The sequence below is a fragment of the Prevotella sp. genome, from assembly GCF_036570325.1.
Classification (GTDB): Bacteria; Bacteroidota; Bacteroidia; order Bacteroidales; family Bacteroidaceae; genus Prevotella.
Genome location: NZ_DATCYK010000013.1, coordinates 1 through 2,195 on the forward strand (window position 1 = coordinate 1; position 2,195 = coordinate 2,195).

The following is a 2,195-nucleotide window of genomic DNA, read 5'->3' on the forward strand; positions in this document are numbered from 1 at the left end:
AGTGCTCTACTTGCAGGAATATGACAACAATCCCACCTACAATTATCACCCTATCTGGGGTGTAGCCACCAAGGATGGAGCCCACTATCAGTCCATGGGCGAGGTCCTTCCGACGGCCACTTCCTCCATGGAACAGGACGCTGCGCTCGGTACAGGCTGCGCTGTTTATAACGAAAAGGACAATCTGTACTACATATATTATACCGGACATAATCCCAAATGCAAGAATACGGAAGTGGTGATGCGGGCCACTTCTCCCGACATGAAGGCGTGGACAAAGGATAATCTGTGGACTTTGAAAGGCGTAGACTACGGATATACGGCCACAGACTTCCGTGATCCGCAGGTCTTCAAGGCTGAAGACGGCCGCTATCACATGGTGATTGCCAGCACACTCAAGTTCGCCGAGTTTGTCTCGGATGACCTTAAAACATGGAACCACGTAGGTTCTTTCCCCATGATATGGGACCGTCAGTTGGAATGTCCTGACATTTTCAAGATGGGAAACTACTGGTACATCGTCTATAGCGAGGCCTATCGCTCAAGCTGGAGCCGAAAAGTAAAGTATATGATGGCCACAACATTCGAGCAATTAAAGGCTTGTTTCAACGATCCGGGTGCCAACTGGCCCAAAGACGGACACGAAGGCACGCTCGACAGCAGGGCTTTCTACGCCGGCAAGACAGCCAGCAACGGTACCGACCGCTACATTTGGGGCTGGTGTCCCTTCCGTACCGGTTCAACAATCTTTGAAAAGAACGTGAATGTTGGTGCCGAAAACGAGCCCAATTGGTCAGGCGCGCTCGTATGCCACAAGCTCATTCAGCATGCCGACGGCACCCTGACGCTGGGTGAAGTGCCCGCAATCAGCGCCAAATACAATAAAGAACAGCCCTTGAACGTTGTAGAGAAAAGCGCCAACGGTGTCTCCTTGTCGGGTAACTCCCTGACAATGACGGGCGAATCTTACGCGCTCTTCGGCCGATTGGGTAACCACAACAAGATTACCTTCACGGTAAAGACCGCCAACAACACGGATAAATTCGGCTTGTCATTGGTCCGCAGCGGTGCCGAAGACGGCAACAAGTATTATTCTTTGGTCGTAAATCCCGAGTCAGACGCAGTCAGGAAGATTAATTTCGAGGAGCGTGGAAAGGACGGCAAAGGCTTTATTGAAGGCATAGACGGCTACACTTTCGCCCGACCGGCCGACAATACCTACCATGTCACGTTGCTTACCGACAACAGCGTGTGCGTTGTATATATTAATAATGTGGCTTGTTATACCAACCGTATCTACGGAATACAGAAGAACTGCTGGAGTCTGGACTGCTATAATGGCAATATCAGCGTAAGCAATCTGCAGGTATCTCAATATTAATTAGCGCTGAAACAAACTTTATGAACAAGAAACTATTGATTGCTCTGGCGTTCACGACATTACTGTCGCTGGGCGCGAAAGCGCAGAAACTGATGGTGTTGAGCGACAACCACTCCATCCTGCGCATGGACGTATCGAAGAAATACGTGCTGCTACCCGTAGAAGAACGTGAGGAAATCGCCCATGTGCGTGTGCTAAAGGACGGGAAGGCCGTGGAAGAATTCAACTGCCGACTGGCCACCGACCACGTAGATTACTACGTACCGTTGGACGTTGAGGGACTGGGTGACAACCTATTGCTCGATATAACCTTCGCCGGCAACCGCCGATCGACGGGCGCCATCAACGATTTCGCGGTATGGAAACAACTCAAGACGGCCGACACGTTCGACACAACCAACCGTGAACGCTTCCGCCCCGGCTTACCATCACACGCCCCTCTACGGCTGGATGAACGACCCCAACGGCATGTTCTACAAGGACGGAACGTGGCATTTGTACTTCCAATACAACCCTTACGGCTCCATGTGGGAGAATATGAACTGGGCACACTCCACTTCCAAGGATCTCATTCATTGGCAATACGAAGGCAAGGCCATAGAACCCGACGCCTTGGGAACGGTCTTCAGCGGCTCAGCCGTGGTAGATCACAACAACACGGCGGGCTTCGGAGCCGGCGCAGTGGTAGCTATGTACACCAGCGCAGGGGCTAATCAGACGCAGAGTCTGGCTTATAGCACCGACGGAGGCAAGACTTTCACGAAGTATAGCGGCAATCCCGTCATCACATCGAACCTTCCCGACTTCCGCGATC

The 2,195-nt window shown here is 51.8% G+C and carries 1 protein-coding gene and 1 pseudogene; both read left to right on the top strand.

All coding sequences use genetic code 11. The annotated features are described in order from the left end of the window. The coding region (locus VIR50_RS00910) for a glycoside hydrolase family 32 protein (RefSeq protein WP_331933268.1) at window positions 1-1,381 on the top strand (1,381 nt) is incomplete at its 5' end. A gap of 20 nt (window positions 1,382-1,401) precedes the next feature. Beyond that, window positions 1,402-2,195, top strand: a pseudogene (locus tag VIR50_RS00915) (DUF4980 domain-containing protein); the annotation flags it as partial.